The organism is Pseudomonas plecoglossicida NBRC 103162 = DSM 15088 (assembly GCF_000730665.1).
GTDB lineage: Bacteria > Pseudomonadota > Gammaproteobacteria > Pseudomonadales > Pseudomonadaceae > Aquipseudomonas > Aquipseudomonas plecoglossicida.
The window spans coordinates 1-24,772 of sequence record NZ_BBIV01000051.1 but is presented as its reverse complement, the minus strand read 5'-3'; the positions used below and the strand labels follow the sequence as shown (position 1 = coordinate 24,772).

At 64.6% G+C, this 24,772-nt stretch carries 20 protein-coding genes; 10 read left to right on the top strand and 10 right to left on the bottom strand.

The window, feature by feature from the left end:
* Positions 1 to 56 precede the first annotated feature (56 nt).
* From PPL01S_RS21685 to mobA, 3 genes are read left to right on the top strand one after another with little or no spacing between them, the layout of a single operon-like run.
* Positions 57 to 1,466: an AAA family ATPase gene (locus PPL01S_RS21685; RefSeq protein WP_028625352.1), complete on the top strand. Its 1,410-nt coding sequence runs from the start codon at positions 57 to 59 to the stop codon at positions 1,464 to 1,466.
* 6 nt (positions 1,467 to 1,472) lie between these two features.
* Positions 1,473 to 2,108, top strand: coding sequence for a retron Ec78 anti-phage system effector HNH endonuclease PtuB (gene ptuB / locus PPL01S_RS21680; RefSeq protein WP_028625351.1), 636 nt, complete (start codon positions 1,473 to 1,475; stop codon positions 2,106 to 2,108).
* Entirely contained in the window at positions 2,101 to 2,691 is a 591-nt protein-coding gene (gene mobA, locus PPL01S_RS21675) for a molybdenum cofactor guanylyltransferase MobA (protein WP_016394764.1), read from the top strand. Before ptuB ends, mobA begins: the two co-directional genes overlap by 8 nt.
* Positions 2,692 to 2,701: 10 nt before the next feature.
* Here mobA and PPL01S_RS21670 read toward each other — a convergent pair whose 3' ends face one another.
* From PPL01S_RS21670 to peaA, 5 genes are all read right to left on the bottom strand, one after another.
* Entirely contained in the window at positions 2,702 to 4,375 is a 1,674-nt protein-coding gene (locus PPL01S_RS21670) for a fatty acid CoA ligase family protein (protein ID WP_016394765.1), read from the bottom strand.
* Between the two features lie 112 nt (positions 4,376 to 4,487).
* Positions 4,488 to 5,609 (bottom strand): quinohemoprotein amine dehydrogenase subunit beta, encoded by a 1,122-nt coding sequence (gene peaD, locus PPL01S_RS21665; protein ID WP_016394766.1) that lies wholly within the window; start codon positions 5,607 to 5,609, stop codon positions 4,488 to 4,490.
* A gap of 32 nt (positions 5,610 to 5,641) precedes the next feature.
* Positions 5,642 to 5,965: a quinohemoprotein amine dehydrogenase subunit gamma gene (qhpC, locus tag PPL01S_RS21660; protein ID WP_008091708.1), complete on the bottom strand. Its 324-nt coding sequence runs from the start codon at positions 5,963 to 5,965 to the stop codon at positions 5,642 to 5,644.
* A 1-nt stretch (position 5,966) separates the two neighbouring features.
* The gene (peaB, locus tag PPL01S_RS21655) at positions 5,967 to 7,397 is read right to left on the bottom strand and encodes a quinohemoprotein amine dehydrogenase maturation protein (protein WP_016394767.1); all 1,431 of its coding nucleotides are present in this window, start codon (positions 7,395 to 7,397) and stop codon (positions 5,967 to 5,969) included.
* Between the two features lie 48 nt (positions 7,398 to 7,445).
* Entirely contained in the window at positions 7,446 to 9,011 is a 1,566-nt protein-coding gene (gene peaA / locus PPL01S_RS21650) for a quinohemoprotein amine dehydrogenase subunit alpha (protein ID WP_016394768.1), read from the bottom strand.
* Positions 9,012 to 9,502: 491 nt separating this feature from the next.
* Between peaA and PPL01S_RS21645 the strand changes: the two genes are divergently transcribed.
* Complete coding sequence (locus PPL01S_RS21645) at positions 9,503 to 10,996, top strand: aldehyde dehydrogenase family protein (RefSeq protein ID WP_028625350.1); 1,494 nt, start codon at positions 9,503 to 9,505, stop codon at positions 10,994 to 10,996.
* Positions 10,997 to 11,099: 103 nt separating this feature from the next.
* On the opposite strand, the gene qhpG is transcribed toward PPL01S_RS21645, so the two are convergent.
* From qhpG to PPL01S_RS21625, 4 genes are read right to left on the bottom strand one after another with little or no spacing between them, the layout of a single operon-like run.
* The gene (gene qhpG, locus PPL01S_RS21640; protein WP_016394770.1) at positions 11,100 to 12,392 is read right to left on the bottom strand and encodes a flavin-dependent monooxygenase QhpG; all 1,293 of its coding nucleotides are present in this window, start codon (positions 12,390 to 12,392) and stop codon (positions 11,100 to 11,102) included.
* Positions 12,385 to 13,062, bottom strand: a complete 678-nt coding sequence (qhpE, locus tag PPL01S_RS21635; protein WP_016394771.1) for a subtilisin-like serine protease QhpE — start codon at positions 13,060 to 13,062, stop codon at positions 12,385 to 12,387. The genes qhpG and qhpE overlap by 8 nt, the downstream gene beginning before the upstream one ends.
* Positions 13,052 to 14,785 (bottom strand): ABC transporter ATP-binding protein, encoded by a 1,734-nt coding sequence (locus tag PPL01S_RS21630; RefSeq protein WP_028625349.1) that lies wholly within the window; start codon positions 14,783 to 14,785, stop codon positions 13,052 to 13,054. Before PPL01S_RS21630 ends, qhpE begins: the two co-directional genes overlap by 11 nt.
* Before the next feature lies 1 nt (position 14,786).
* Positions 14,787 to 16,700 carry a sigma-54-dependent Fis family transcriptional regulator gene (locus PPL01S_RS21625; RefSeq protein WP_028625348.1) on the bottom strand — a complete coding sequence of 638 codons (1,914 nt, stop codon included), beginning with the start codon at positions 16,698 to 16,700 and terminating at the stop codon, positions 14,787 to 14,789.
* Positions 16,701 to 17,100: 400 nt separating this feature from the next.
* On the opposite strand from PPL01S_RS21625, the gene PPL01S_RS21620 reads away from it, so the two are divergent.
* The 6 genes from PPL01S_RS21620 (at position 17,101) to PPL01S_RS21595 (ending at position 24,328) form a co-directional block, all read left to right on the top strand.
* Complete coding sequence (locus PPL01S_RS21620; protein ID WP_028625347.1) at positions 17,101 to 18,429, top strand: hypothetical protein; 1,329 nt, start codon at positions 17,101 to 17,103, stop codon at positions 18,427 to 18,429.
* 32 nt (positions 18,430 to 18,461) lie between these two features.
* A complete protein-coding gene (locus PPL01S_RS21615; RefSeq protein WP_028625346.1) occupies positions 18,462 to 20,696 on the top strand; it encodes an Ig-like domain-containing protein in 2,235 nt (744 codons plus the stop codon).
* A gap of 16 nt (positions 20,697 to 20,712) precedes the next feature.
* Positions 20,713 to 21,183 carry a curlin gene (locus tag PPL01S_RS21610; RefSeq protein WP_028625345.1) on the top strand — a complete coding sequence of 157 codons (471 nt, stop codon included), beginning with the start codon at positions 20,713 to 20,715 and terminating at the stop codon, positions 21,181 to 21,183.
* A gap of 16 nt (positions 21,184 to 21,199) precedes the next feature.
* Positions 21,200 to 22,645: a curlin gene (locus tag PPL01S_RS21605; RefSeq protein ID WP_028625344.1), complete on the top strand. Its 1,446-nt coding sequence runs from the start codon at positions 21,200 to 21,202 to the stop codon at positions 22,643 to 22,645.
* A 188-nt stretch (positions 22,646 to 22,833) separates the two neighbouring features.
* Positions 22,834 to 23,478 carry a DNA oxidative demethylase AlkB gene (gene alkB / locus PPL01S_RS21600; protein ID WP_028625343.1) on the top strand — a complete coding sequence of 215 codons (645 nt, stop codon included), beginning with the start codon at positions 22,834 to 22,836 and terminating at the stop codon, positions 23,476 to 23,478.
* 115 nt (positions 23,479 to 23,593) lie between these two features.
* Positions 23,594 to 24,328: a ribonuclease T2 family protein gene (locus tag PPL01S_RS21595; protein WP_028625342.1), complete on the top strand. Its 735-nt coding sequence runs from the start codon at positions 23,594 to 23,596 to the stop codon at positions 24,326 to 24,328.
* Positions 24,329 to 24,410: 82 nt separating this feature from the next.
* Here the strand turns inward: PPL01S_RS21595 and PPL01S_RS21590 are convergent, their stop codons facing one another.
* A complete protein-coding gene (locus PPL01S_RS21590) occupies positions 24,411 to 24,644 on the bottom strand; it encodes a hypothetical protein (RefSeq protein WP_016394780.1) in 234 nt (77 codons plus the stop codon).
* Positions 24,645 to 24,772 lie beyond the last annotated feature (128 nt).

Genomic DNA, 24,772 nt, shown 5'->3' with positions numbered 1-24,772 from the left:
TTGCACTTCCCCGCACCTTGTAGGCTGGGAGTTCCTGAACCCAGTGGAGGACCCCTGTGAAGCTCTCCCGGCTACGACTGCACGATTATCGCTGCTTCGAATCTCTCGATATCGATTTCCACCCCCAGGTGACTGTTCTGGTCGCTTCGAACGGTGTGGGAAAAACTTCTATACTTGATGCCATCGCAGTAGCTTACGGCCCTTTTGTTGGCGCTTTCGACGAAGCGATTGGCAGCCATTTCGAGCCTCGGGACATTCGCCAGTTCGCAGTGCGCAAGACATCCTCCAATGAGATGGAGTACGCCGCCAAAGGTGTGAGGATGGAGGCAGAAGGTAATATTCCAGGAAGTCTATTGGACTCGCTGGATACAGGCCTGACTAGTGCCTGGCGCAGAAGCCTTTCAAGTGGCACGAAGACCAAGACCACTGTGAAGGATGCCAAGGAGCTGAGTGACTATGGCAAACGGCTCCAGGAGGCCGTTCGCACACCAGGTAGTGAGGTGTTACTACCCCTTATCGCCTACTACGGCACGGGTCGCTTATGGCAGCAGAAGAATAAGAAACGTGAATCAATGCCCCTGCAACGGACTTCGCGGACAGTTGGCTACACCGACTGTCTAGATCCGGCCTCCAGCTACAAATCGTTCGTAGATTGGTTCCGCTACTGGAGCATGAGCGCCAAGGAATACCGCTTCAAAGCGATGGAGCTTGAAGAACCATCACGGCCCTCAGAGTTCGACGACTACATCAAGTCGGTGAGCACCGCCGTTGACATCTGTATGTCCCCTGCAGGCTGGCAGGGGATCGAGTACTCACTGACCAAGGAAGCACTGGTTTCCTACCATCCCGAGTTTGGCCAGCTCCCTGTGGAATTGTTGAGCGATGGCATCCGCAATATGATCGGGATGGTCGCAGACATTGCATTCCGCGCCACCAAACTCAATGGTCAGCTGGGTGGCTTTGCTGCCAGGGAAACCCCCGGAATCGTGCTGATAGATGAAGTGGATATGCACCTTCACCCAGAATGGCAACAAGCAGTAATACCTTCACTGACTAAGGCCTTTCCCAAGATACAGTTCATCGTCACCACCCACAGCCCTCAGGTGCTAAGTACCGTTGACAGCGAGTCGGTGCGAATGATCCGCAGCGTACGCGACCCTGAATCGGGTCGGATGGTCACATTGACAGAACGCCCGCAATGGCAGACCCGTGGTATTGCCAGCACGGACTTGCTAGCGCGCATCATGGACGTCAATCCAGTTCCCGACGTACCCGAGGCACACTGGATCAACCAATTCCAGGCTCTGGTCCAGCAGAATCTGCAGGACTCGACCGAAGGAACTGCGCTGCGCGAAAAGCTGAAGCAGCATTTCGGCGCTGGGCATCCCATCATGCTGGAGTGTGATCGTTTGATACGTCTGCAAAGCTTCAAGCAGCGTCTCCCCAAAGCCATAGGAAAGGAGTAACGCTGGGTGCGACGGTTAAGCAGAGATGTAGAACCGCCCGAGGGCTTGAGCCGCTATCGTCACGGTCGCGATCGATGGGCGAGTATCACACCCGCAAACCGCCAAGTGATATGGGACAAGCTGGATGCAATGCAAGGAAAGCGTTGCGCCTATTGCGAAGCCGATATCAACCACGAAAAACGGCACATCGAGCACTTTCGCCAGCGGGACCGCTACCCCCAAGGAACATTTGATTGGCACAACCTTTTCGGTTCCTGTAACCGCACAAGCTCTTGCGGGAAGCACAAGGACAACTGTGGTGTCTATCGCCAGGAAGTCCTCATCAAGCCGGATGTGGAAGACCCCGAAGCCTTTCTTGTGTTCACCCCGAATGGTTCCGTGCAACCAAGAGCCAATTTAAGCGCAAACGACCGCACCCGGGCCGAGCAGACCATTCGAATACTCGGATTGGACGGCGCACTGACGCAGATAAGGCTGGAGCAGATACGCGGCCATCTTGATACAGCACTGATGATCGCGGAGCTGGCCAAAGAGTATTCCCAAGATGAATGGCTGCCGTTCCTGGCTGATGAGCTCTCGCTCATTGCCGATCTTCCGTTCGCAACCGCCATTAAGCATGTACTGACCCCACAAGATGAATGACAGTTTCCCTCTCTGCCTTGCGCCCTGCTCGATCCTCATCCTCGCCGGTGGCCGTGGCCAGCGCATGGGTGGCCGTGACAAGGGGCTGCTGCCCTGGCGCGGCGAGCCGCTGGTGGCGCACGTGCAGCGGGTGGTGCGGCCACTCAGCGATGATGTGGTGATCTCGTGCAACCGCAACCAGGCGCTCTATCGCCCCTTTGCCGAGCAACTGGTAGGCGATGCCGAAGCGGATTATCCCGGGCCATTGGCCGGGGTGATCGCCGGCCTGGCGGCGGCGCGGCATGAGTGGGTGGTGGTGCTGGCCTGCGATGCGCCATTGATTGACCGGGGGTTGATCGAGGACCTGCTACGGCTGGCGGTGGCCAATGACTGCGCGGCCATGGTGCGTCAGGGTGGCTTTTGGCAGCCGATGTTCAGCGTGCTGCCGCGCCGGCTGCTGGCGGTGCTGGCGCAGGCCTGGGCTGCGGGTGAGCGGAGTTTGCAGAAGGCGTTGCTGCTTGAGCCCGTTCAAGAGCTGGCGTGTGCCGAGGGGGATATCCGTTTGAGCAATTTCAACAGCCCCGACCTGTTGCAGGGCCATTGAATCCAGCCGATCAACGGCCAGACAACTCCTCGACACTGATCTCGCGCATCCTGAACTTCTGCACCTTGCCGGTCACCGTCATCGGGAACTCGTCGACAAAGCGGAAATACCTGGGCACCTTGAAATGCGCGATCCGCGCCCTTGCCCATTCGCGCAGCTCGTCTTCGCTGGCCACCTGCCCCGGATGCAGGCGCACCCACGCCACGATCTCCTCGCCATACTTGCTGCACGGCACGCCGATCACCTGCACGTCGGCGACCGCCGGATGGGTGAAGAAGAATTCCTCCAGCTCGCGCGGATAGATGTTCTCGCCACCGCGAATGATCATGTCCTTGCTGCGCCCGACGATCCGCACATAGTCCTGCTCGTCCATCACCGCCAGGTCGCCGGTGTGCATCCAGCCTTCGGCATCGATGCTTTCTGCCGTCGCCTTGGGGTTGTTCCAGTAGCCCAGCATCACGCTGTAGCCCCGCGTGCACAGCTCGCCGATCTCGCCGCGCGGCACGGTATTGCCGTCGCCATCGATCACCTTGCTTTCCAGCCGAGGCTGGGTGCGGCCGACACTGGTCACGCGCCGCTCCAGGTCGTCGCTGGCTCCAGTCTGCAACGACACCGGGCTGGTTTCGGTCATGCCGTAGGCGATCTGCACCTCGGCCATGTGCATCTCGTCGATTACCCGGCGCATGACTTCGATCGGGCAGGTGGCGCCGGCCATGATCCCGGTGCGCAGGCTCGACAGGTCGAAATCGCCCCGTTGCGGGTGGTCCAGTTCGGCGATGAACATGGTCGGCACGCCGTACAGCGCCGTGGCCTTCTCTTCGGCCACGGCACGCAGGGTAGCCAGGGCGTCGAAGGCATCGTTGGGGTAGATCAGGGTGCTGCCGTGGGTCATGCAGCCGAGGTTGGCCATGACCATGCCGAAACAGTGGTACAGCGGCACTGGCACGACCAGCCGATCGTGTTCGGTCAGGCCGAGGCTTTCGCCGACCATGTAGCCGTTGTTGAGGATATTGCTGTGGCTCAGCGTGGCGCCCTTGGGGAAGCCTGTGGTGCCGGAGGTGTACTGGATGTTGATCGGGTCGTCGCAGCGCAGTTGTGCCTGGCGCTCGGCCAGTGCCTGACGGCTGACCGCCTCGGCGCGCGCCTGCAGGTCGTGCCAGGCGAGGAAGCCTGGCGGTGGCGCAATGGCAAGGCTGACGACCCCGCGCAGCTCGGGAAAGCGCTCGCAGATCAACGCACCGGGTTGCCCGTGGGCAAGGCCCGGGATCAGGCCCAGCAGCATGGCGTGGTAGTCGGAGGACTTGAAGGCATCGGCGCAGATCACCCAGCGGCAGCCGGACTGGCCGAGGGCGTAGTCCAGTTCGCTGGCGCGGTAGGCCGGGTTGATGTTGACCAGGATCGCACCGACCTTGGCGCTGGCGAACTGGGTGATGCACCACTCGGCGCAGTTGGGGGCCCAGATCCCCAGGCGGTCGCCCGGTTGCACGCCCAGGGCCATCAGGGCGCGGGCGTGCTGGTCGACGACGTCGGCCAGTTGCTGCCAGGTGTAGCGCAGGGCCTGGTGGCGCACGACCAGGGCTTCGCGGTCGGGGAAGCGGGCGACGGTGCTGTCGAAGGCATCGCCGATGCATTCATGGAGCAGGGTCTTGTCCAGGTTGCCCTGGGTGTAGCTGGGCTGGGTCATGGGCGCTTCCCTTTGTTGTTCTTGTAGTGACTTCAGTGGCCCCATCGCCGGCAAGCCGGCTCCCACACCTACCTGTGGGAGCCGGCTTGCCGGCGATGGATCCAGCACTGTATTACCTGACGAACACCTGCGGCGTAGTGGTCGACATGTCACCACCCGGCAACTTGATGTTCTTCACCTTCTCCAGCGTCTCGGGGTCGAACACCGCCAGGTCATTGAAGGTGCCGCCCAGGTACAGCTTGTCGCCCTTCTTGTCGAAGGTCACACAGTAGTAAGTGTGCTCCAGGTTGGCCGCCTTGATCAGCTTGCGCTGCTTGATGTCGTACTTCGCCAGGCGGTTGAGTACACCGTAGATCTGGTTCGGGTCTTTCGGCGAGCGCAGGCCGGTGAAGTAGATCTCGGTCAGGTCGCCGAATTCCTGGGTGTGGGTCTTGCCGGTCTTGAGGTCGACGCTCAGGTAGCCATACAGCAGCTCGGCGGTAGCCGGGTCCTGTTTCTCGTCCTTGAACTTGGCGATGGTGTAGAGCATCGAGAACTCGTGGCGCGGGCTCTGGTGCGGCCAGAAGTACAGCACGTCCGGCGCGCTGTAGCCTTTGCGGTTCCAGTTGCGCAGCGGCAAGGCCACATCGTACTTGCCGGTTTTCACGTCCATCTTGTAAAGGTCGGGGCCGACGAAGAACAGGCTGCCATCGTCGGCGGCGCGCATCAGGTACACCTGGCGCGGCATCGGGAAGGTACGCACCGCCTTGGCATTGACGCCATCGGCTGTGCTGAACACCTCCAGGCGCGGCGGCTTGACCACGTAGTGGTCGTTCAGGCGCTGGGTCGGGTTGACCGTGGCGTAGATCTCCTTGCCGTCCGGGCTGATGGCGAACGAGTACATCGACATGCCGGTTTCACCCGGCACGCTCGACAGGTCGGCGTGGAAGGTGGTCTTGCAGGTGTCCAGGTCGATGCCGTAGATGTCGGCATAGTGGTTGTTGAGCACGTAGGCCGTGTGGTTGTCCGGCGCCATCATCGCGGTGCCGGGGCCGAACTTGCCAGGCAGCTTGCAGCTCTTGTACAGCGTGTCGCTGGCAACGTCGATCAGGTGCAGGTTGTTCGGGTAGTTGGTGGTGACCAGGTATTCCTGGCCGGCCGTCAGCGCCTTGCCTGTGTCGTCGGCCTGCACCGTCCAGGCGCAGACCGTGGCGGCGATGGTGAGCGCGAGTTGCGCGCAGCGTCCAGCATTCATGCGGTTTCCCCTTGTTTTTCTTGTCGGGCCGGTCACTTGTCTTTCGGGAACACGGTGCCGAGGTTGCGCCAGTCGTCCTGGGAGTTGGTCGCCTGGGCGTTCCAGTCCTGGTAGGTGCTCATCATGTCCGGCACCTGGGCCGGCCACCAGCAAGGGTCGGAGCAGCCATACAGGTCGGCTTCCATCGGCTGGCACAGCGAGCTGACGCCACCGAAGGCGTCCACTTCCCAACCCGGGTCGGTGGTGGCGGTGCAGCCGGCGACGGCGCTCATGGCCATGACTTCTTCGACACGGTCTTCGGCGGCGGCCTGCTCCAGGATGCGCGCCTTGTTGTTGAGGGGCTTCAAGTGCTTCATGTCAGTGCGCCTTCCGCGGGGTGATGTAGCGATCGATGAAGGCCGGGTTGGCGGCCATGATGCGGCTGTAGACATCGATGCCGAAGTCGACCCAGTCACGCATCAGCTCGCAATAGTGGTAGGTCGGGTGCTGCGGGTCGCCGTAGCGCGCGTAGCTTTCGTGGTAGCAGCCACCGGAGCACAGGTTGCGGATGCGGCAGCTGTCGCAACCGGTGTTACTGCGGTCCAGGCGCTGGGACAGGAAGTCGTTGAGCTGCGCCTGCTTGACGCCCTGGTGGACGTTGCCGAAGGTCGGCAGGCTGGACCCGGTGAAGCGGTGGCACAGGTTCAGCTCGCCCTCGTGGTCCACGGCCAGCATCTTCAGCCCGGCGCCGCACGGCAGGGCTTTCTTGTGGCCCTCGTGGATGTCGGTGATCAGCTGGTGCAGGTTGGAGAAACCGATGTTGCGGTGCTCCAGGGCCGCCTCCAGGTAACGGCGGCCCAGCGCCTTCATGTTGGCGAAGACCTCGACCAGTTCCTCGCCCGTGAGGTTGAAGTCGGCCATGTCGCCGGAGGTGACCGGCGCAAAGCCGACTTCGGCGAAGCCCATCTCGTTGAACAGGTGGTTCCAGATGGTCTCGACGTCGGTGATGCCGCGGGTCAAGGTCACCCGCGCGCCGACCGGGCGGCTGGTGTAGCGCGACAGCAGCATGTCGGCCTTGCGCCGCACCACGTCATAGGTGCCCTGCCCGCCCACGGTGATGCGGTTGCGGTCATGCACGGTCTTGGGCCCGTCGATGCTCACCGACAGGCCGAAGCGGTGGGCGTTGAGCCAGTCGACGATCTCTTCGGTGAGCAGCGTGGCGTTGGTGGTCATGATGAACTCCACCTGCTTGCCTGCCTCGGCGAAGCGTCGCTCGCAGTAGGCCACCATGTGCTCGATCAACGGCCGGTTGGACAGCGGCTCGCCGCCGAAGAACACCACGCTGTAGCGCTGTTCGTCCGGCGATTCCTTGAGCAGCATCTCCACCGAGGCTTCGGCGGTGGCGGTGCTCATCTTCTTGCCGGCGGACGGCTTGTCCAGGTCTTCCTTGTAGCAGTAGGTGCAGCTCAGGTTGCAGCCGGTATTGACGTTGAGCACGACCGTGTTGAGCGCGGTGCGCTCGACCTGCCTGATGGCGATTTCCGGGGTCAGCGGCGAGCCGTCGCTGACCAGTTCCAGGGCGATCAGCTCGCGCAGGGTTTCCTGGATGTCCTGGCCGGCGAACTGCTGGCCGAGGCGCTGGGTCAGCTCCTCGGCGCTGCAACCTTGCTGGCGCAGGGTGTCGATGATGCCGCCGGTCACCGCGTCGGCGGCGAACAGCGAACTGCTGGGGATATGGAACAGCATGCGGTCAGCGTCGACCTGCACTTCGTGCAGGTTGCGCTCGACCAGGTTCAGTTGTGCGCCCATGGCGACCTCCGAGTAATCGATCCGTTGAACACGCTTGGCAACCGGCCCTTATGGCAAGGGCGGGTTGTTCCAGCGCTGAACGGTGACGATCAAGTGCCCCTCGCCCGTCTGGCCGCCGTCAGCCAGGGTGGCGACGACCTTCAGGTTGCCGGCGTTGTTGGTCATCATCTTGCGCGCCGGGTTCGGCCCCGCGCCGCCTGGCACGAACACGCCGTCGGCCTGCATCGTGCCGGCGAACTTGACGTCTTCGTCCTCGACTGCACGTTCGTTGAACGGTTCGACCTTCCAGGTCGCCGGCAGGTAGCCGATGCGCAGCGGCTGGCCGCTGGCGTCCTTGCCCCAGGCCTCGGCCTCGAAACGGCCCTGGACCTTCGGTACCGAAGCGCCATTCTCGCCGATGCGGGCAATGGAGAAGGCCGGCACCACCTTGACTTCCTCGACCTTGTCATAGACCGCCAGGTTGATGCCCTTCAAGTCTCCGACCGCGACGTCGCGCTGGCCAGGCTTGGCATCGGCGGCGGCGCGCGCCTTGACCCGTACCAGGGTCGGCGTCTGCTCGAGCACTTCGGTCACTTCGACACCCGCGCCCAGGTCCGGCTTGCCGGCAAGGCCAGTACCGACCAGGCTGATCTCGCTTTCGCCGCCAGCCTTGATGAACGCCGGTTGCACCGCCAGCAGGCGCACCTTGCCTTCTTTCGCGGCCGTGAAGTCCAGCCCGCGCTCGTCATGATCGGCCTCGAACATGCGACCCTTCATCTCGCCATCCAGCGCCGAGAAGACCTGGCGCAGATTGGCCTCGCCAACCTTGACGTTGCCGCGCCACTCGTAGCCGTTGTAGAGGATCGCCGTGCCACTGCCGTTGAACGGCGTGCCGTCGGCGTAGGTGCCTTTGACTTCGACCTTGAAGCTGTCGCCTTGGTCTGCGCTGACCGACATCACCCCACGCACATCGCCCTTGGCCAGCATGTGGCCGCTGAACGCCCACTGCCCCGGCAGTGCATCAGCCTTGGGCTTGGCCTTCTGCCATTGGGTCCAGGCCGGGCTTTCCAGCGGGTAGCGCTTGGCCAGTTCCGGCACCACCTGTTTCAGGGCGATGTTCAGCCAGTCGCGGTCGCGGGCCTGGGCCTGGTATTCGAGGGACGGCCACTGGCCGAGGTGGAAGTTGATCAGGTGTTCCCATTCCTGCGCCGGGCGACGCTGCAGGGCGACACGGGCGCCGGAGTGGCAGCGACCGCAGGTTTCGCTGAGCATGCTGTCGAAGTTCTCGACCGTGTTCAGCCGGCGCTCCATGGCGTAGCGCACGCCATCGGTCTCGCTCGGCGCCAGGCCCTGCTTGTCGGCCAGGTACTTGACCAGGGTGCGACGGTCGTCGTCACTGATCTGCAGGCCATGCATGATCTGCATGCGGGCGATGCTCATCAGCCAGCCTTCGGGCGTCTTGCGCTGGTGGCTGATGCGGCTGTAGGTATCGTTGCCCTCAGGGGTATGGCACCCCATGCACTTGTTCTGCAACAGGCTCGGGCCCTGGTCGGCCGCCATGGCCTGGGTACCCAGCAGTGCGGCGGCGACAAGCGCCAGTTTGCCCGCATGTCGCCGGAGTCGAGTCGTCTTCAAGGTCAGACCTCCACGGTGTTGTTCTTATCGTTTTCGCACGCTTTGGTACAGCAGGTGTGCATGTGACGGTTGTGATACAGAAACTGTGCCAGATGCTGATAAATCGTTGTATTTCAGGGTTTTAGGGGGTTTCCAATGTCGCCGGACAGGTGACCGGGGCGAGTTGGACCGTGCCATTTCGAGACAGCGTGTTTCAGGTTGAGACAGGGCTTGCTGCAAAGGCCATCGCTGGCAAGCCAGCTCCCACAAGGTACCCCACAGCGCTTGAGGGTTGCGGGGTACCTGTGGGAGCCGGCTTGCCGGCGATTGGCCCTCACAGACACTGTTTCAGCACCGTCTCACACCGTCTCAAAGTGCAACAGCGCAACCACGCAATCGCACCTTTGCACACGGGCAAACCCAAGGCAGCACAGGCCTTTGCGCCCATTGCAGCACCTTGGCACGGCCATTGCGCCATCCCCGTCACATCCAATGACAAGAGGCACCGCCCCATGCTTTCCGAACTGCCCATCCTGCCCGCCACCCGCGCTTTCCTGGAGCGCAAGCTGAAGATGCGCATCGGCGCCGACTGGCAGGACGCCGCCAGCGGTCGCACCCTGTCGTTCCGCAACCCGGCCACCGGCGAGGTGCTCGGCGAAGTGCCGGCCGCCGAAGCCGAAGACGTCGACCGCGCCGTGCGCGCCGCGCGCCAGGCGTTCGACGACTCGGCCTGGAGCCGGATGCGCCCGCGCGAGCGGCAGAACCTGCTGTGGCGCCTGGCCGACCTGATGGAGCGCGACGCGCAGCAGCTGGCCGAGCTGGAATGCCTGAACAACGGCAAGAGCGCCGGTGTGGCCAAGGTCATGGACGTGCAACTGGCCATCGACTTCTTGCGCTACATGGCCGGTTGGGCCACCAAGATCGAGGGTAGCACCGTCGAGGCGTCGATGCCGTTGATGCCCAACGACCAGTTCCATGGTTTCGTGCGCCGCGAGGCGGTGGGCGTGGTCGGCGCCATCGTCGCCTGGAACTTCCCGCTGCTGCTGGCCTGCTGGAAGCTCGGCCCGGCGCTGGCCACCGGCTGTACCGTGGTGCTCAAACCGGCCGACGAAACCCCGCTGACCGCGCTCAAGCTCGCCGAGCTGGTGGACGAAGCCGGCTACCCGGCCGGCGTGCTCAACGTCATCACCGGCACTGGCCTGAATGCCGGCGCCGCACTGAGCCGCCACCCGGGCGTGGACAAGCTGACCTTCACCGGCTCCACCGAGGTCGGCAAGCTGATCGGCAAGGCGGCGATGGACAACATGACCCGCGTCACCCTCGAACTGGGCGGCAAGTCACCGACCATCGTCATGCCCGACGCCGACCTGCAGCAGGCCGCCGCCGGCGCCGCCACGGCGATCTTCTTCAACCAGGGCCAGGTGTGCTGCGCAGGTTCGCGTCTGTACGTGCACCGCAAACACTTCGACAACGTGATCGCCGACATCGCCGGCATCGCCAACGGCATGAAGCTGGGCAGCGGCCTGGACCCTGCCGTGCAGATGGGCCCGCTGATCTCGGCCAAGCAGCAGGACCGGGTCACCGGCTACATCGAGCTGGGCCGCGAGCTGGGCGCGACCATTGCCTGCGGTGGCGAAGGCTTTGGCCCGGGTTACTTCGTCAAGCCGACGGTGATCGTCGACGTCGACCAGCGCCATCGCCTGGTGCAGGAAGAAATCTTCGGCCCGGTGCTGGTGGCGATGCCGTTCGATGACCTCGACGAGGTGATCGGCATGGCCAACGACAACCCATACGGGCTTGGCGCGAGCATCTGGTCCAACGACCTGGCGGCGGTGCACCGGATGATCCCGCGGATCAAGTCCGGGTCGGTATGGGTCAACTGCCACAGCGCGCTGGACCCGGCCTTGCCGTTCGGGGGTTACAAGATGTCCGGGGTGGGGCGTGAAATGGGGGCGGCGGCGATCGAGCATTACACCGAGCTGAAGTCGGTGTTGATCAAGCTCTGATCTGAGAGGCTTGGCGTCTGTGAGATCGAGCGCCGCGCGGGCGGCGCTCGATCTCCGCCCCACCACAAAACCCAAGCCATGCACCTGGCAACACCCGACAACCTCAGCCGTACCCCTGCCCTACCAGCCACCGCCGCACCATGCCCTGCTGCGGCAACGGCAAATCTTTCAGCACCTCATCAACGCCCCGCCCCCCGCAAAGCCCCCGCACAATCGGTGCCAACTCCACCGCCTGCAGGTGCCAGACCCCCAACGGCTGGTCCGCCGTCACCACCACTTCGGCCTCATCCACCAGGCCATCGCGCAACACGGGCCGCTTATCCACCCGCACTGCCGACCAATCCGCCTCAAGGTGCAGCGGTTGCGCATCCGGCCAGCCCCGCCGCCGCGCCCAGAACGCCAGCCCCGCCCGCGCCTGCTCCTGCCCATAGAAATCCCGCCCTATCCGCGCAAAGCGCAAGAACAGCTGCTCGACCCGCTGCTGGTGGAAGCGCTGGGCCAGCTCGGCACGCTCAGGCCTGCGCAGCAGCGTGTTGACCACCACAGGCGCCTGCAGCGCCGAAGACAACGATTGGAAGATCCCGTTCCCCGACAGTGGGTCAACCGCCATGGCAGCATCCCCCACACGGATCCAGTCGTCCCCCACGCACTCGCCGGCGAGGATCGCCGTGCTGCTGCGGGCATGCACTTGCGCAGGTTCGAACGCAGCGGCGCCGAACATTTCGGCCACCAAGGCAGAGGCACGTCGGCGCTGCGCGCAGTAGTCCGCCAGGGCTGCCTTGCCCGGCAGCCCTTCGGCGTTCTGGGTGATCTGCCAGTAGCATCGGCCATCGGCCAACCTCGCCATCCACGCCCAGCCATCGTCGAGGCTCTCCACCGCCGAAGCCGGGGCGCCGGGTTCGCCTTGCCAGAGGTTGAGCAAGCTGACCGTCTCGGGGCCGCGCAAGCGGTCAGCGGCCAAGGGCGCCTGGCGACCACGGGCCTCGACCAGAAATTCGGCTTCAAGCACCTGCCCATCGTCCAGCCGGACGCAGTGGCCCTCGGCGCGCGAAACGTCGCGGACACGCCCCTCCACCAGCGACACGCCCGCCCGCGCCAGATCATCGCGCAAGGCGCGGTCAAAGCTTTGCCGGTCGAGCAAAAACTCCTGGTTCATGCGCAGGTGCTGGCCATTCCAGCGCACCTCGCGGCTGGCGGGCATCGCCGCCTTGGCCAGGGCGTCGCCGAGCCCGGCATGGCGCAGCCCGTCCAGCACCCGTTGCGACACCCCTTCCAGCGCCGCGAAACGCCGCCAGTCGGACACAACGGTGACCGGGTAACCCAGACGGCGCAGGCCAATGGCCGTGGCGGCCCCGGCAGGACCGGCACCCAGCACCAGAATGCGTGGTTCAGGCATCCCCAGCCCCCCGCCGCTCCGGGCCGATGAAACTGGCGTGCCCCTGCAGCCAGGCCAGCACCTGCTCGCGGTCAAGACCAGGCCGTTGCTGCAACAGCCCGGCAATACGCCCGGTAACCGCTGCGCAACCAAGGCTGGCGCCGGCCATGCCGCGCTCGCCGACATGCCCACCGAAATCGGCCTGGGCGCTGCCCAGCCACGACCACTGGCCGGGCGCGCAGCGGGCATCGCCGGTGATGCGGATCACCCCGGGATAGCTCGCCGGGTACACCGCAGCACCCTGGGCGGGGCTCGATGCGCACAGCAGCACGCCAGCGGCCTGCACTTCGGCGCAGGCCTGGCGCAGCACCGGGCGGTCCTGCTGCAAGCCAAGGCTGAGGTTGACCAGCGTGGCGCCCTGCTCGGCCAGCCACAGCAACGCCGCGGCCACTTGCAAGGCGCTGGTGCTGCCCTGATCGCCAAACACCTGGGCCAGCAGCAGCGCCACCCCGCCCGCCTCGGCCTGCAGGCGCGCCAGCACGGCGCTGCCATGGCCCAGGCGATCGGGGTGCGGCTCGCCCTCGCGCAGCATGCCCTGTTCCAGCCAGAACCGCCGTGCGGCGCGCAGCCCCTCGCCCTGTGCGGCGCTGCAACCGCTGTCGATCAGCCCGACCAGCACTTCACCGGCCATGCTTGATGGCCTGCGCAGGCAACACCTGCAGCTGCCCACCCTGCAGATGCAGATGCAGGTCGGCATCGGCCAGGGTCGAAGCGCGGTGGCTGATAAGAATGCGCGTGCGCCCGGCGAACAGTTCGTCGATGGCGGCGATCACTTCGCGCTCGGTGGTCTCGTCGACCGCCGAGGTGGCTTCGTCCAGCACCAGGATCGACGGTGCCTGGAGCACCGCACGGGCAATGGCGATGCGTTGTTTCTGACCGCCGGAGAGCTGCTGGCCGCGCTCACCGAGCAGGCCGTCCAGGCCCAGCGGCAGGCTCTCCACCAAGGCATCCAGGTGCGCCAGGCGCACCACCCGCTCGAGCGCCTCGCGGCTGGCCTGGGGTGCGCCGTAGGCGAGGTTCTGCGCCAGCGTGCCACGGAACAGCACGATGTCCTGGCTGACCACCGCGATGCGTTGGCGCACGGCGGCCAGGTCGAGTTCACGCAAGTCGGCGCCATCGAGCAGGATGCGCCCGGCGTCCGGGTCGTAGAAGCGCTGCAGCAGGTCGATCAGGGTCGACTTGCCCACGCCCGAGGCGCCGCTGATGGCCACCTTCAGGCCAGCCGGCAGGCAGGCGTCCACGCCGTCCAGCACCGCGCCCTGGCGGCCGTCATGGGCAAAGCGCACACCTTCCAGGCGCAGTTCGCCAGGCCCTTGCGGCATCGGACAGGGCTCGGCGGCCTCGTGTACCGCCACGGCTTCCTGCTTCAGCTCCATGACCCGGCCCAGGCTCACCGCCATGCGCTGTACCGCCACATACAGCCCCAACAGGCTCTGCACCGGGCCGACGGCCATGCCCATGTAGGTGGAAAAGGCAATCAGCGCGCCCAGTTGCCAGGTCCCCTGGATCACCCACCAGCCGCCCACCAGGAACGCACAGGCGCGGCACCATGAGGTCAGGGTGCCGGGGATCGCCTGGGTGAAGAACTCGGTGACCTGCACCTTGAGCAGCTGGCGCATGTAGCCTTGGCCCAGCTGATCCAGGCGCCCGGCTTCGCGGTCTTGCTGGCCGGCAGCCTGGATGAATTTCATCGCCGGCAGCGTCTCGACCAGGAACGACGACACGTCCGCCGAACGCTCGCGCAGGCTGCGCACCTCGCGCTCGACCTTTCGCCGCATCCAGCGCAGCCACAGCACCTCGATCGGGATCAGCAGCGCCAGCAACAGCGACAGTTGCCAGGACAGCATCAGCATCAAGGCCACCGAGCCGATCAGGCCGATCACTGCGGACACTGCCGAGAACAGCGAATCCACGGCAAAGCGCTGGATTTCGGCGACGTCGCCATCGAGCCGGGAAAGAATGTCGCCCGTGCGCCGGCGTCCGTAGAACGTCGGCGACAACCGTTGCAGGTGGCGATACAGGTCGTCGCGCAGGGCGAACAGAATGCGCCCGGACAGCCGCGTGTGCAGGTAGCGGTTGACCCCGGCCAGCACCGTGCCGAGCAGACCGGCGCCGATCATGATCGCCGCCATGTGCCAGAGGGTCTGGTAGTCCTTGGCCAGCAGGCCCTCGTCGATCAGGGTCTTGACCAGCCAGGGTTGCGCCAGCGCCAGCAGCGATGCGCCCAGGGACAGACCTAGCAACACGCCGATGGCGCGCCGCTGCGGACGTACGAAACCATACAGCCAGGCCAGGGCCTGGCGCATGAGCACAGGGTTGCTGGACTCCACCAGCCTTGCGAACAAGCCGCCCATGTCAGCCCCGCAACTGCTTGAGCTTGCGGTACAAGGTCGCGCGGCTGATGCCCAACGCCTCGGCGGCCGCCGAGACATTGCCCTGGTGGCGTGCCAGGGCGTTACGGATCAGCTCGAGCTCGGTGTCCTTCAAGCTGCCGGAAGGCCCGCTACCGCTGGCCAGTTCATCGAGCAGGCAGTCGGTCAGGTGGTCCAGGGTCAGCACTTGCTCGCCGTCTTCGCGCATGGCCAGTGCGGTACGCACGACCATTTCCAGTTGGCGGATGTTGCCCGGCCAGTCGAAGCCTTCGAGCAGCGCGGCCAGCGAGGGGTCGAGGGTGATTCCCTTGGCCCCGGACTTGTCCAGCAGGCCCTGGATGATCGTCGCCAGGTCGTCGCGCTCGCGCAGGGCCGGCAGGCGCAGCGATACGCCGTTGACCCGGTAGTACAGGTCTTCGCGAAAATGCTGGTCCTGCACCAGGCGCTTTAGGTCGCGGTGGGTCGCGCAGATCAGCGCCACGTCGATGTCCTGCTCGTCGCCTGCGCCCAGCGGCGCCACCCGGCGTTCCTGCAGCACCCGCAGCAAGCGCGCCTGCAGAGCCAGCGGCATGTCGCCGATCTCGTCGAGGAACAGCGTGCCGCCGTGAGCTTGCATCAGCCGCCCGACCATGCCGCCCCGGCGCGAGCCGGTGAAGGCGCCTTCGCGGTAGCCGAACAGCTCCGATTCGATCAAGCCTTCAGGGATGGCCGCGCAGTTGACCGCGACAAAGGCCTTGTCGGCCCGTGGGCCGGCCTGGTGCAGCGCCCGTGCCACCACCTCCTTGCCGGTACCAGTCTCGCCCAGCAGCAACACCGGCAAGCCATTGCCCAGGCCCTGGCGGGCCATGCGCAGGTTGCGCGCCAGGCGCGCATCGCCACCGGCCAATGCCTCCAGCGCTGGGGCCTTGTTGGCCTGGGCCGGCTTGCCGGGTGCGCTGGCGCCATTGACCTGGCTGTGGCGTGGCAACTGCAAGGCGCGGAAGAAGAACTCACCCTTGGCGGTCTGCACGCTGCTCACCCCGCCCTGCCACAGGCGGGCGATGAAGGCCGGCGAGCGCTCGCCCAGCAGGTCGCTGCTGCGCCGCCCGAGCAGCCCCTGGCGAGGCACCTGCAGCAATTGGCAAGCGTTGTCATTGGCGGCGACCACTTCGCCATCCAGGCTCAATGCCAGCAAGCCGTGCCAGGCACTGTTGAGGTATTGCGGACGGCTGTGGAAGGCCAGCACCAGGTGTTGCGGGTGGCACAGGCCGAACATCCGGCTTTCGATGTTGCCGGCGGCCATCATCAGCATCGACAAGCTGTCCTGGGGCTGCGCCATGACCCCTTCGCGGGTGATGTCGAGCACGCCGATCACCTCGCCGCGCGGGTCGCGCAGCGGCACCGAGGTGCAGGAGAACGGGCTGAGGCGGTCCAGGTAATGTTCGCCGCAATTGATCAGGGTCGGCCGGCCTTCGACCACGGCTGTGCCGATGGCGTTGGTGCCGCGCAGCGACTCGCTCCAGCAGCTGCCGGGGTGCAGGTCGCGCAGGCCTTCGCGTTCGAGCACGTGGGTCTGCCCTTCGATGGCCAGCACGTTGGCCTGGGCGTCGCCGACGATGATGATGCCGGCCTTGCCCTGGCGTGCGACCAGGTAGTCGAGTTCGGGGGTGACGGCGTCCATCAGCAGGCGATTGCGTTCCAGCAGGGTACGCAGGTCGTGGCCCTGCTCGAGGCCCAGGCCGACTTGTTCGCCTTGCAGGCAGTTCAGGCCATGGCCGAGGCTGCGGCGCCATGAAGCGTCGATTTCGTCGCGCAGCATGCCAATTGGCAGCTCGCCTTCGCTGGCCAGCTTGAGGCGGGCCTGGCGGGATTCGTTCAGCGAGTCTTGGGCGTTTGTTATGGGTAATTGTCGCGCCATCTTCTACTCCAGCTGTGCCACCTCACGGCAGGGGCACCGGGCTTGGGATTTTTTCCGCAGTGTGCGGGAGTTTTCTCTGGGCGTCATCAGGCAACATCGCCGCGCCCGCAGCGACGTACCTGTGGGAGCCGGCAAGCCGGCTCCCACGAGGATCGCGCAAGTTTCGGCATCCCGGGCAAGGCTGATGCTTCATCGCCAAGGCGTGACCCTCCACCAACCCAATCCCCCCAATCCTGGGGGACAGCCCCCATGTAGCAAAGGCCTGCAAACACCCCTCAGCCAACCTCAACCCCTTGCAGCACAAGGCCTGGCGCCTAATTTAAAAAACCTGGCACGACTGTTGCCGATCTCTTGCCAAACGCCCCAAGTTCATGGGCCCGTTTGCAGGAGGAATCGACTCATGCACCGACCGCTACCTAACCCGCTGGCTGTGGCGATCCTTGCCAGCATGCTCCAGCTCCCAGCCCAGGCTGCGCTGTATGCAGTCGACACGGGCACCCCCGACATCGCCAACGGGAATTTCCCCGCCTGGTACCAGGACAGTCACGGTCGCACCCTCGACCTGTGCCTGAGCAAAGTCGTCAGTTCACGGGTGGCCGGTGCACCGGGCGCGCCGGCCTACATGTGCACCTTGTTGCCGACACCCGGCGTGTTCGACGACACCCAACCCATCGCCTTCCCCGACAACTTCCCGGATGAAGCCTTCTGGTTCACCGCCGACGCCGCCATCGTCGATGCCGCACGCGGTATCGACCTGAGCTATGGTGCGGCCATCGAAGCTGCATTCGCCGCCGAAGAGCCCCATGAAGGCGACCAGCAGAGTTTCGCCCGGGTGCGCATCCGCGTCGACGTGCCGGCCGCCGGCACCTACGTCATCACCCACCCTTATGGCGTCGAAGTGTTCGACGTACCCGCCGGCGGGCGCCGGGCGATCAACATGACCCGGGATATCGGCATCGCCGGCGCTGGCGATTTCAGCGGCGCGCTCAAGGGTGATGTCGGCCCGTTCCTGCGCAGCGTCAACGGTCCCTACGTTGAAGGCGGCCAGCGCTTCATCGGCGACCCCAACCTGGAAGAGCGCGTCACCGGCAGCCCGTTCAACACCAACTTCGTGCGCATCGAAGGCCCCAACGGCATCGACGTGCGCACCGAACTGTTCGCCATCTCCGGCAAGCTCTCGGCGGTTAACCGCCCAACCCCACTGATCCCCCAGCGCAGCACCTATTCACGGCGCTCCGTGAGCGGTGTGGTGCAGGCCCAGCAAGACATGTTCGTGCTCGCCCCGCCACCACCGGCCACCGTCACCCTCACCAGCCAGACCCCGAACCTGTCGCTGACCGAAGCCAACGGCACCGGCACCTGGTATGCCCAGTCGGCACTCAACCCGGACATCGGCAGCAGCTTGCTGATCAAGGCCGACAACAGCGTGGCGATCCCCAGCAGCAGTGCAACCGACGCCGCCCTGCCACTGACCGACCTGGTCACCATCACCCGCGCCGAGTACAGCCTGGGCAGCGGCGAGCTGACCCTGGAGGCCAGCAGCAGTGACGAGACTTCACCTCCCAAGCTCACCGCACGCACTGGCGACGGAACATTGATCGGCGTGCTCGGCGGAAGCGGTTCAGTACCATCGTTGACCACCACCCTGAAGCCTGTCCCACCGACGAAAGTGCAGGTCGACAGCGCCAACGGTGGCAGCGACAGCGAAGACGTGGTGCTTGTGCCATGAACAGACAAAGGCTCAGCCTTCAAGGAGGCAGCATGAACACTTGGCCGCGCCGTGCGCTGTTCGCCGCCGGTTTCTCCCTCACCGTCACCAGCGCGGCCTGGGCCAAGCTCGCCGAGGTCGACCCAGGCCCCTACACCTTCGCCACCGGCGGTTACCCGATGTGGTACAAGGACGGCGCTGACCCGGCGCTGGCGCTGGAGCTGTGCCGCTCGCGCGCCACCAGCTCCAGGGTCGCCGGGACACCGGGGGCGCCTTCCTACATGTGTACCCTGTTGCCGGAACCGGGCATCTACGATGACAGCCTGCCGTTGGTGTTCCCCGACAACTGGCCGCCCGAGATGTTCTGGTTCCTGGCCGAAGCCACCATACCGGCGGTGGGTAACAGCGGCTACGAGCTGGACGCCTACGTTGCCGGCCTGGAGGCTGCCTTCGCCGCCGAGAACCCGGTCAACGGCGACCAGCAAAGCTTCGCCCGGATCCGCATTCGCGTGTCGGTGCCAGTTGCCGGCACCTACACCATTACCCACCCCTATGGCGTCGAGAAAGTCACGGTCACGACACCGGGCCGGCGGGCAATCAACATTACCCGCGATATCGGCATCGGCGCCCCCGGCAACTTCAGCGGAGCGCTCAACGGTGCGCTCGGGCCATTCCTGCACCGTGTCGGCCCCTCCTACACCGAGACCAACCCGGATACCGGCGCCATAGAGACCTTCATTGGCGACCCAAACCGTCTGGAACCCGTGCAAAACAGCCCGTTCAACACCAACTACGTGGAGATCGACGGCCCCGCCGGCAAGATCCACACCGACCTGTTCACTCTCTCTGGCAAGGTCCTCGATCCGCGTGCAGAAACACCGGTGACGCTGGAGCGGGCCACCTACTCGCGCAATAACCTCGGTACCCGCGTAGCAGTGTTCGCCAAGGCGCCGAACACCGCCAGCCTGTGCATGCGCAACGGCCTGGCGCTGGTCGGCTCCCCACCTGGGCCGTGCGAACTCACCCTGACCAGTGACAACAATGGGCGCTTCTTCAGTCAGCAACTGAGCCAGGCCGTGCCACCCTCGGTGGTAGTGGTCACCGCCAGTGATGACAACGTTACCCAACCGACGTCGCTGTCGAGCAAGTTGACCGACGTGGTCAAGATCAGCACCGCGCGCTACGAGTGGTCCAGCAAGACATTGACCATCGAAGCACGCTCCAGCGACGAAGTCGTGGTGCCTGACATGCTCGCCCAGGGCTTTGGCCGCCTGTCCAGGAGCGGTGGCTTGCAGAAGCTGACGGTATCCGATCTGAAACAGCCACCGGCCACCGTGACGGTCAAGTCCGCCCATGGCGGCAGTGATGTGGAACCGGTCGTGATCGTCGGCACCGCCCCGGTCGAAGGCGAAAACAAACCACCGGTGGCCCAGGCCGACGTCGGCAGCACCAGTGTCGGCATCCCGCTGACCCTGAACCTGCTGCAGAACGACAGCGACCCGGACGGCAACGTGCCGTTGAGCATCACCGACCTGACCCAACCGGGCACCGGCCTGGGTGGTGTGGTACTCAACGGCAGCACCCAGGTGACCTACACCCCACCGGCCGGTGCCACCCAGCCGCTGGTGGCCACCTTCAACTACTCGGCCATGGACGCCAAGGGGCTGAAATCGGCGCCGGCCACCGTGACCATCAACGTCGCGCCCAACCGAGCGCCGACCGCTGTCGCGGAAACCGTCACCACCCTGGCCGCGCCGCTGACCATCAACGTGCTGGCCAACGACACCGACCCAGAAGGCAACCTGCCACTGGCGGTGGCCAACTTCTCTCAACCGCCTGCCGGTCGCGGCACCGTGACCAGCAATGGCACCACCATCACCTACACGCCACCGGCCAGCGTGCCTACGGCATTCACCACCACCTTCACCTACCAGGCGCGTGATTCGCTGGGTGCGGTATCCCCTAGCGCAACGGTCACGGTCAACGTGCAGCCACGCCCAGTCGCAGAGACCTTCGCGGTCACCGCAGCCACCGTGCTGGCCCGCTCGAACAACCGTTACAACTGGGACATCAGCGGCACCTCCTCGGTGACCACCGGCAACACCATCACCGTGCGTGTCACCACCACCACCGGCGTGCAGACCCTCGGCACCACCACGGTACCGGTCACCGGCCGCTGGCGCCTGACGGTCAGCAACAGCACCACGCTGGTCCCGACCGCCAGCCCGACGGCAACCATCACCACTAGCCAAGGGACCACCCGCACCGTCGCTGTAACCCGGCAGTGAGGCAAAGGAGAACGCCATGAAACGCCTGTATCCGCTGTTGCTCTGCCTGGCCCTGGTGGGCCAGGCACAAGCCGACGATCTGATGGACAACGCCGACCTTGCCGCCGGCAGCGACCTCGGTGAACCGGTGATCATCCGCCTGCTGCCGGCAGGTGCCGGCCAGGTGGCGGTGATCGAGCAGCAAGGCACGGGCAACCGCGCCGCCCTCGACCAGAACGGCCAGGCCCTGCTGGGCCGCATCGTCCAGGCCGGGGGCGCGCAGGAGGCGTACATCCTGCAGGAAGGTAGTGACCTGATGGCCAGCATCAGCCAACAGGGATATGGCAACAGCGCGTCGATCCGCCAGAGCGGCAGCAGCAACAGCGCCAGCATCGACCAGATCGGCAACGACAACAGCGCCAGCATCGTGCAAGCCGGCTCGGGCCTCAACAGCTCCGTGACCCAGGCCGGCAATGGCCAGCATGTTCAGATCACCCAATACCGATAGACCTGGAGGCACCACCATGTTCAAGCTCGCTCCCTTAAGTGCCGCTATCGTCCTGGCCTTGGCCGGCCAGGTCATGGCTGATGACAGCACCTCGAATCAGTCGCAAAGCGGTAACCAGAACATCGCCGAAGTGACGCAGACCGTCGCGCCTTTCGCCGCGGCCACCCAGACCCAGACCGGCAAGGGCCACAACCACCTGGCGGTGCAGGAAAACAGCACCAGCTTCATCGACCAGACGGCCAACGGCTCCTACAACGCCGGCTACGGCGAGCAGCTGTTCGAAAACGGCAGCCACATCAACCAGCAAGCCACGGGCAACCTGAACGACGCCTTCGCCAGCCAGTCGATCGGCCAGAACAACCAGGTGCTGCAGATCCAGCAAGGCGGCGAAAACCGCTCGACGGTGTGGCAGGACAGCCAGCTTGGCAGCCAGGCCACCACCCAGCAGAACGGCCAGCGCAACGAAGTCTTCGTCGAGCAGCTGTTCGGCGGCAGCAACAACAAGAGCAAGGTCGAACAAGGTGGCCAGGACAACTACGCCGCCGCCGAACACATGACCCACAACGACGGGCACATCGAGATCTACCAACAGGGCAAGGAGAACTGGGCCTACGGCGACCAGCGCGACGGTATCGGCGGCATCCTCACCATCGACCAGCAAGGTACCGGCAACTCAGCGGAAGTCTGGCAGGACACCCAGACCGGCAGCCGCGCCGGCGTCAGCCAGACCGGCCAGCTCGACGAAGCCTACATCGACCAGAGTTTCGGCCAGGGCAACGTCGTCAATCTGTACCAGCAAGGCAACACCAACGCCAGCTGGTCGGACCAGTTCGAGACCAACAACTCCAACACCACCATTTCCCAGAGCGGTACGGGCAACCTGCATTACACCTACCAGACCGGCGACAACCAGAGCCTCACCGTGACCACCCAGGGCACTGGCAACAAGGTCATGGCCAGCAACTGGAAGGGTGACAAGCTTGGTGGCCAGTTCGGCAACAACCAGACGGCAGCGGTCAACCAGAAAGGCACCGGCAACGGCGTCAACCTGACCCAGAACGGCGCCTACCAGCAAGCCACCCTGAACCAGAAAGGCACCAACAACTCGATGGAGACCAAGCAGGCCGACCAGAACAACGAGCTGTACTTCGAGCAGAACGGCAGCGACAACATCCTCGTCGCCGACCAGCGCGGCACCGACAACTATGCCTTCGGCTCCACCACCGGCAGCGGCAACACCATAACCCTGGATCAGTCCGGCTATGCCAACCAGAGCTTTACCACCCAGCTGTACGGCAGCGGCAACAGCGCCACCATCAAGCAGGCCGACACTGCCAACGTCGCCTACGTGACCCAGGGTGGTACTGGCAACCAGGCCGTCGTGGACCAGGCTGGCGCCAACCAGAGTGCCACCATCACCCAGATGGGCAACGGCAACATGGCGACTTCAACTCAACGATAAACAGCAGCTCCCCCCTTGAACCGCGGTGTCCCTCTCCCTGGTGCCGCGGTTCTTTTTTTTCGGTCATGCCTTGCACAGTCTGTACTGGCCCTATCGCCGGCAAGCCGGTTCCCACGGGTACGGCAAAGGTTTCGAAAGGTGCAGCGGCCAGCGCTAGAATGGCCTCACATTCCCTCAGCGCCACCACCATGATCCAGTCCGACCTCGACCTGTTCGGCACCCAGCCCCAACGTCTGGCCAGCCACACCGTGCTGCTGCCTGGCTTTGCCCTGGCCGAGATCGAGCCGCTGCTCGACGCCCTGCGCCCAGTGCTGCGCGCCGCACCGTTGCGGCACATGCAGACGCCAGGCGGCCTGAACATGGCCGTTGCGCTGACCAACTGCGGCTCGCTGGGCTGGGTCAGTGATGCCAAGGGTTATCGCTACAGCCCCGTCGACCCTGTCAGCGGCAAACCCTGGCCCGCCCTGCCCCAGGTCCTTCTCGACCTGGCAGGGCGCGCGGCGGCAGCGGCAGGCTTCGACGGGTTCTTACCCGATGCCTGCCTGGTCAACCACTACCTGCCCGGTACCCGCCTGAGCCTGCACCAGGACCGTGACGAAGCGGATTTCGGCCAGCCGATCGTGTCGGTGTCATTGGGCTTGCCAGCGGTGTTTCTGCTCGGTGGGCTGCAGCGTTCGGACCGTACCCGGCGGGTGCCGTTGAGCCATGGCGATGTGCTGGTCTGGGGGGGTGAGGATCGGTTGCGCTTTCATGGGGTGCTGCCGGTCAAGCCGGGCGTGCATCCACAGATGGGCGAGCGACGGATCAACCTGACGTTGCGCAAGGCCGGGTGACTCGGAGACTGTTGCTGGCCACCTGACATTTTTGCCAGTAGACGCTGTGTGGAGACACCCGCCTAATGACACCGTCGCCACCGCACCCGGGTGGCTCGTTCAAGGGAATGAGACGATGCGCGTGCTTACACTTTTTCTGCTTTCGCTCGCCGCCGCCACGGCAACCCCAGTCATGGCATTGGACGCCAATGAACAAGCCTGGGTCGACGCCCCGCCGGTCACCTTTCGGGTTTACTCGGTAACGTGGCAGCCGACTTATTGCCTCATGCAAAAAGAAAAAACAGATGGCCGCCCCTGCGCAGAAATTCCTGCGCGCTTCAAGACGCACGGCATTTGGCCCTACAGTAACAGCGAAGGCCCGTTTACCAATCGACACCCTCAAAACTGCACGCCCTCGAAGGCCTGCACGGTCAAAGACGCCTGCAGTGAAAGTACGCTGGATGCAGAGTTGGCACGCATCAAACGCAACGATCATGAGAAATGGCTACCTGAAAACCCGGACGGCATGCTCAAGCACGAATGGAAGAAGCACGGTAGCTGTTCCGGCAAGTCGATGCAGGCCTACTTCGATGACCTCATCAACCTCAGGAAAACGGTGGTAACAGTTGATGAGAAGACCCCCGCTTTCAAGGCACTGGTCGACCGCTCGACCCCTTTCAAGGATATCCGCAAGATTTTCCCGGCCAATACGGCGTTCCGATGTTACACGGACAGCAATGGCAAGCAGAACCTGCATGAAGTCTTCTACCTGATTGACGATAACGGTCAGCCTTACCACCAGGAAAAGAATCTGCGCATTGGTATCCAATGCGATGAAGAGCAAGAGACGTTGATTCGCAGCACACTTTGAAAGGCCGTGGTGATGGGCCTGACCATACTGGCCCTATCGCCGGCAAGCCGGCGATAGGGCCACTGCAGTCACTGATGAATCTTCAGGCACTTCGCATCCGCGTGGCCGTCAGCTGCTGCAACTCCACACCATCGAGCAAAGCCTCGACCACCGCCTTGGCCGAATCCAGCCCATGATCGTTGCTCAACAACAGATCGCGACAGGTGCCGGTGGCGAGTTCCATGGCCTTCAGGTTGGTAGCGAACGCGCCTTTGAGCAGCGTTGACAGGTGCACCAGCGCATCTTCGAAATCCACGCCCGGCCGCACTGCGAACAAGGGCGGATGGCTGCATTCGCAGTTGCCGAAATCGAATGAAGTGGTGGTGGCGCGGGTGGGTGGGTCGGGTAAGCCTTTTGTCATTGTGTCGCTCCTTGATTCAATGGAGCCGCCACACATCGCTACCG

Coding starts and splice junctions, on each gene's coding strand:
- mobA (WP_016394764.1), top strand. CDS start 2,101: ATGAATGACAGTTTCCCTCTCTGCCTTGCGCCCTGCTCGATCCTCATC.
- PPL01S_RS21670 (WP_016394765.1), bottom strand. CDS start 4,375: ATGACCCAGCCCAGCTACACCCAGGGCAACCTGGACAAGACCCTGCTC.
- peaD (WP_016394766.1), bottom strand. CDS start 5,609: ATGAATGCTGGACGCTGCGCGCAACTCGCGCTCACCATCGCCGCCACG.
- qhpC (WP_008091708.1), bottom strand. CDS start 5,965: ATGAAGCACTTGAAGCCCCTCAACAACAAGGCGCGCATCCTGGAGCAG.
- peaB (WP_016394767.1), bottom strand. CDS start 7,397: ATGGGCGCACAACTGAACCTGGTCGAGCGCAACCTGCACGAAGTGCAG.
- PPL01S_RS21645 (WP_028625350.1), top strand. CDS start 9,503: ATGCTTTCCGAACTGCCCATCCTGCCCGCCACCCGCGCTTTCCTGGAG.
- qhpG (WP_016394770.1), bottom strand. CDS start 12,392: ATGCCTGAACCACGCATTCTGGTGCTGGGTGCCGGTCCTGCCGGGGCC.
- qhpE (WP_016394771.1), bottom strand. CDS start 13,062: ATGGCCGGTGAAGTGCTGGTCGGGCTGATCGACAGCGGTTGCAGCGCC.
- PPL01S_RS21630 (WP_028625349.1), bottom strand. CDS start 14,785: ATGGGCGGCTTGTTCGCAAGGCTGGTGGAGTCCAGCAACCCTGTGCTC.
- PPL01S_RS21625 (WP_028625348.1), bottom strand. CDS start 16,700: ATGGCGCGACAATTACCCATAACAAACGCCCAAGACTCGCTGAACGAA.
- PPL01S_RS21620 (WP_028625347.1), top strand. CDS start 17,101: ATGCACCGACCGCTACCTAACCCGCTGGCTGTGGCGATCCTTGCCAGC.
- PPL01S_RS21615 (WP_028625346.1), top strand. CDS start 18,462: ATGAACACTTGGCCGCGCCGTGCGCTGTTCGCCGCCGGTTTCTCCCTC.
- PPL01S_RS21610 (WP_028625345.1), top strand. CDS start 20,713: ATGAAACGCCTGTATCCGCTGTTGCTCTGCCTGGCCCTGGTGGGCCAG.
- PPL01S_RS21605 (WP_028625344.1), top strand. CDS start 21,200: ATGTTCAAGCTCGCTCCCTTAAGTGCCGCTATCGTCCTGGCCTTGGCC.
- alkB (WP_028625343.1), top strand. CDS start 22,834: ATGATCCAGTCCGACCTCGACCTGTTCGGCACCCAGCCCCAACGTCTG.
- PPL01S_RS21595 (WP_028625342.1), top strand. CDS start 23,594: ATGCGCGTGCTTACACTTTTTCTGCTTTCGCTCGCCGCCGCCACGGCA.